Raw genomic sequence first — 4,673 nt, 5'->3', positions numbered from 1 at the left:
TAGCAGAGCCGCCGTAGGTTTTAGCCAGAACGGTGGTGATTGCTGCAGTCAGAGTGGTTTTACCATGGTCAACGTGACCGATGGTGCCGACGTTTACGTGCAGTTTGTTACGCTGAAATTGCTCTTTAGCCATCGCTAGTCCCTCTAAGACACGGATATATCGAAGATATCGTCATATCAACCAGGCAATGCCTGACTGTTTGGTTTACAGAGAGAGAATCAGGAGAGAGATAAAGGAAGTGGTGCTGATACCCAGAGTCGAACTGGGGACCTCACCCTTACCAAGGGTGCGCTCTACCAACTGAGCCATATCAGCACATCTGGAGCGGGCAGCGGGAATCGAACCCGCATCATCAGCTTGGAAGGCTGAGGTAATAGCCATTATACGATGCCCGCATCCTGGAACTCGGCTACCTGTTCTTTCTGTAGCTTATGAATAATAAAAGAAGACCTTCTATTATTCGAGCCTGTCAGAGTTTCTGACCGACTTTGATTGCGAAACTTTGCAATCTGAATTCGAAGGTGAGAGAGATGAACTCACCCGCCAGATAATGATTTTACCTGACGCTCAACCAAGTGGTTGAGATGGTGGTGGGAGAAGGATTCGAACCTTCGAAGTCTGTGACGGCAGATTTACAGTCTGCTCCCTTTGGCCGCTCGGGAATCCCACCTACTTGATTGGTGCCGGCTACCGGAATCGAACTGGTGACCTACTGATTACAAGTCAGTTGCTCTACCAACTGAGCTAAGCCGGCATCAAGTGGAGCGCATTCTAGGAAGACCGCGCCCAGGATGCAACAAAAAAATTATCAAATTTGTTCTATCGCTTACTATTTGTGCAAAACATCGCAAACCGCCCCTTACTTGCACTCTTTTCATCCAAATGCAGTGTGTTTTTACGCCATTGGGCAACGTCATTCATAGCGGCATATTATGGTTTGATACTCGCACTCGAGAAACACAACGCCATTTTGCATTTAAAAAATCGCCACTTTTTTTTGGTTCCGGGTTTGATTGCGTATTTTTTAGCCTGTCGGATTGCAGGATAGGTTTGTTTGTTAACTGATGCCAGTTTCGACATGTAATGAGAGAAGCATTATCAGTTGCTGGACGACGCCTAAAGTTGTTGGCGAGGGATAATCTGAAAAGACTTTACGCGTCGGAGCAACAAAAACCGTCGTAACAAGCAACTAAGCAATAATAAAAATGCGGGCACGCTTACGAAAGCGTGCTCAGGTTTATCAATTTGCTTCTTTTTAAAGTGACACTGGTGTTACCCTCCAGCCCATTGTTCTCGTTAATTACCCCCTATGACGTGCAACTAAGCTCGACGCATCATTGTATGCCAGACGCTACAAGGTGTTGATGGGCCTGGATTTGCGGTCAGATGCATACTTATGAGTAAAAAAACGACACCACTCACTACGCCCTATTTGCAGTTTGACCGTCAGCAATGGGCCGCTCTGCGCGACTCAGTGCCAATGACGCTCGCTGAAGGCGAAATTGAACGATTACGCGGTATTAATGAAGATCTCTCTTTAGAAGAGGTCGCTGAGATTTATTTGCCGCTCTCTCGCCTGCTCAACTTTTATATCAGTTCGAACCTGCGTCGTCAGGCCGTACTGGAGCAGTTCCTGGGCACTAACGGGCAAAAGATCCCTTATATCATCAGCATTGCGGGCAGTGTTGCTGTAGGTAAAAGCACAACCGCTCGCGTGCTGCAGGCACTGCTCAGCCGCTGGCCAGAACATCGTAAAGTGGAGTTGATTACTACTGACGGCTTTTTACACCCGAATGCAGTGTTAAAAGAACGGGGGTTGATGAAGAAGAAGGGCTTCCCGCAGTCTTACGATATGCATCGCCTGGTCAATTTCGTATCCGATTTGAAATCAGGTGCTAATCAGGTCACGGCGCCGGTTTATTCACACCTTATTTATGATGTGATACCGGATGGTGATAAGGTGGTAAAACAGCCTGATATTCTGATTCTGGAAGGCTTAAATGTGCTGCAAAGTGGGATGGATTATCCCCACGATCCTCATCATGTATTTGTTTCAGATTTTGTCGACTTCTCAATTTATGTCGATGCACCTGAAACGTTATTAGAACGCTGGTACGTTAATCGCTTCTTGAAATTCCGTGAAGGTGCCTTCAGCGATCCCGACTCTTATTTCCACCATTATTCTCAATTGCCCAAAGAAGAGGCCGAAAATATTGCTCGTGGATTATGGAAAGAGATCAACTGGTTGAATCTCAATGAAAATATCCTTCCTACCCGAGAGCGAGCCAGTCTGATAATGACCAAATCTGCAGATCATGCCGTGCAGAGTGTCCGTCTGAGAAAATAATTATTAATATTAAAACGCCCTGTTATATCAGGGCGCTTTTTTATCTGGTTAGTTCACATTAATTACCAGGACGTAGCGAAATCTCGCCACCAACCCAGGACTTCACTTCGCCTTCTTGTTCCAGTAATAAACCACCCTGCTTATCAATACCCCGTGCAATGCCATGAACTTCTCTATCGCCAATCAGCAACTTAACCGGGCGATTGATAAAGTTGTCCAATGCATCCCAACGTCCAACAAACGGTGCTAATCCATCGCGCTCGAAAATTGGCAGTGCATTTCGCAGGCTATTGATGATTTTGGCGGCCAGTTCATTGCGATCAATTTCAACACCGGCTTCCTGCAAATTAATCCAGCCCTGATTAATCTCAGACGCTCCTTCTGAGCGCATCACCAGATTAACCCCTGCGCCCATGACAATTTGCGCCGCATCACCTGTTTTCCCGGTCAGCTCGACCAGAATGCCGGCCAATTTACGATCGTTCAGATAGAGATCATTAGGCCATTTAACGCGCACATCGGGTACGCCTAAAGACTGGATTACCTCAGCCATCACTATACCAATGACCAGGCTTAACCCCATTGCTGCAGCGGGACCTTGCTCAAGTCGCCAGTACATCGAAAGATAGAGATTTGAACCAAAAGGAGAGAACCATTTTCTGCCACGGCGTCCACGGCCCGCTTGCTGATACTCTGCAATACAGGCATGACCGGAGGGCAGCTGATCCATCCGATCCAGCAGATATTGGTTGGTAGAATCAATCACGGGGATGACATCTAAATCTGGTTGATGCAGATGCGAAAGGATATCGGCTTCATTCAGCAATTGAATGGGGGCAGGTAAGCTATACCCCTTTCCTGTGACAGTATAGACATCCAGTCCCCAGCTCTTCAGAGTTTGGATGTGTTTATTGATGGCTGCACGGCTCATTCCCAATGCTTCACCCAGTTGCTCACCTGAATGGAATTCTCCATCAGCCAGCAGCGCGACTAATTTCAGCGGGACACTATTATCTTTCATGAAATGACCTCAACGGCGTTACGTTCGCCTTGAGCACCAATAAAGCGTACCTCTGGCTCGAGCCAAACATTGAATTTATCACCCACGTGATGACGTACCTCGTGAGCTAATGCAACGATATCTTTTGGCGTTGCCTGGTTTTCATTGATCAATACCAGCGCTTGTTGGCGGTGTACCGCAGCGCCTCCAACCTGGTATCCCTTGAGATGGCATTGATCGATCAACCAGCCTGCCGCTAATTTTACGTCACCATTTGCCTGAGGATAATGCGGTATTCCCGGCCATGCCTCTAACAGCTCATGAGCCACATCACGCGTGATAAGAGGGTTTTTGAAGAAGCTGCCTACATTGCCCGTTACCCGTGGATCGGGCAATTTGCTCTGACGCATTTGGCAAACTGCATTAAACACATCCCATGCGCATACGGTGGCCGGATTCAGTTTCGCTAAATCGCCGTAACTCAGCACCGGCTTCCATTGTTTAGCCAGACGGAGCCCAACAGCAATAATGACGTGATTATCCTTCATTTCGTGTTTAAAGATACTGTCACGGTAACCAAACTGACACGCTTCACGATGCAGGCGACTGATTTTTTGTGTGGGTAGGTGCAACACATCAACGTAGTGGCAAATATCTTTAAATTCAACACCATAAGCGCCAATGTTCTGGATAGGTGCTGAACCGGCCATGCCAGGAATTAATGCAAGGTTTTCCAGGCCGGTAATACCTTTCTTTAAAGTATGCTCAACCAGCTCGTGCCAGTTCTCACCAGCGCCAATATGCAAATGCCATGCTTCAGCCTCTTCCTCAAGTGAAATACCTTTGATGGCGTTAATAATTACGCCACCATCAAAGTCTTCAAGGAAAAGCACATTGCTTCCCTCACCTAATACGATGAAAGGTTGGTTCGCCTGTTGAGTCGCTTGCCATGCGCTAATAATGGCTTCAGGTGTGTCTGCGATATACAGCGCTTGTGCACTGACCTCAAGACCCAGTGTATTGAATGCTTTTAGAGAAGTGTGGGGGCTGGACATTTCACGGCCTTTACTGATTTATCTGGCCGTAGTTTACCCGATCAGTTAGTCACGGGTGGGATGTTTTCGTGGCTTTTGGCGGGGATTTTGCCAATGTGCAGACGTAAAAAAGCCCTGAACTACTGTTCAGGGCTTCTTCACTTAATTGATGCCTGGCAGTTCCCTACTCTCGCATGGGGAGACCCCACACTACCATCGGCGCTACGGCGTTTCACTTCTGAGTTCGGCATGGGGTCAGGTGGGACCACCGCGCTAAAGCCGCCAGGCAAA

The 4,673-nt window shown here is 47.6% G+C and carries 4 protein-coding genes, 4 tRNA genes and 1 rRNA gene; 1 reads left to right on the top strand and 8 read right to left on the bottom strand.

The features are described 5' to 3' along the window. From LBW88_RS26365 to LBW88_RS26345, 5 genes are all read right to left on the bottom strand, one after another. The coding region (locus LBW88_RS26365; protein ID WP_265112695.1) for a GTP-binding protein at positions 1 to 133 on the bottom strand (133 nt) is incomplete at its 3' end. Positions 134 to 240: 107 nt separating this feature from the next. Beyond that, a tRNA-Thr gene (locus tag LBW88_RS26360) sits at positions 241 to 316 on the bottom strand. Between the two features lie 5 nt (positions 317 to 321). Beyond that, positions 322 to 396, bottom strand: a tRNA-Gly gene (locus LBW88_RS26355). 190 nt (positions 397 to 586) lie between these two features. Continuing rightward, positions 587 to 671, bottom strand: a tRNA-Tyr gene (locus tag LBW88_RS26350). A gap of 8 nt (positions 672 to 679) precedes the next feature. Further along, positions 680 to 755: transfer RNA gene (locus tag LBW88_RS26345), tRNA-Thr, on the bottom strand. A gap of 642 nt (positions 756 to 1,397) precedes the next feature. On the opposite strand from LBW88_RS26345, the gene coaA reads away from it, so the two are divergent. Next, the gene (gene coaA, locus LBW88_RS26340; protein WP_224935642.1) at positions 1,398 to 2,348 is read left to right on the top strand and encodes a type I pantothenate kinase; all 951 of its coding nucleotides are present in this window, start codon (positions 1,398 to 1,400) and stop codon (positions 2,346 to 2,348) included. A 58-nt stretch (positions 2,349 to 2,406) separates the two neighbouring features. On the opposite strand, the gene birA is transcribed toward coaA, so the two are convergent. The 3 genes from birA to rrf form a co-directional block, all read right to left on the bottom strand. Continuing rightward, a complete protein-coding gene (gene birA, locus LBW88_RS26335) occupies positions 2,407 to 3,369 on the bottom strand; it encodes a bifunctional biotin--[acetyl-CoA-carboxylase] ligase/biotin operon repressor BirA (RefSeq protein WP_224935640.1) in 963 nt (320 codons plus the stop codon). Further along, the gene (murB, locus tag LBW88_RS26330) at positions 3,366 to 4,403 is read right to left on the bottom strand and encodes a UDP-N-acetylmuramate dehydrogenase (protein WP_224935638.1); all 1,038 of its coding nucleotides are present in this window, start codon (positions 4,401 to 4,403) and stop codon (positions 3,366 to 3,368) included. The genes birA and murB overlap by 4 nt, the downstream gene beginning before the upstream one ends. Before the next feature lie 150 nt (positions 4,404 to 4,553). Beyond that, a 5S ribosomal RNA gene (gene rrf, locus LBW88_RS26325) occupies positions 4,554 to 4,669 on the bottom strand. Positions 4,670 to 4,673 lie beyond the last annotated feature (4 nt).

The sequence above is a fragment of the Pantoea sp. alder81 genome (assembly GCF_020179835.1).
Lineage (GTDB): Bacteria > Pseudomonadota > Gammaproteobacteria > Enterobacterales > Enterobacteriaceae > Pantoea.
Note: the sequence above shows the minus strand (reverse complement) of the source record. Positions and strands in the feature narration are given on the sequence as shown.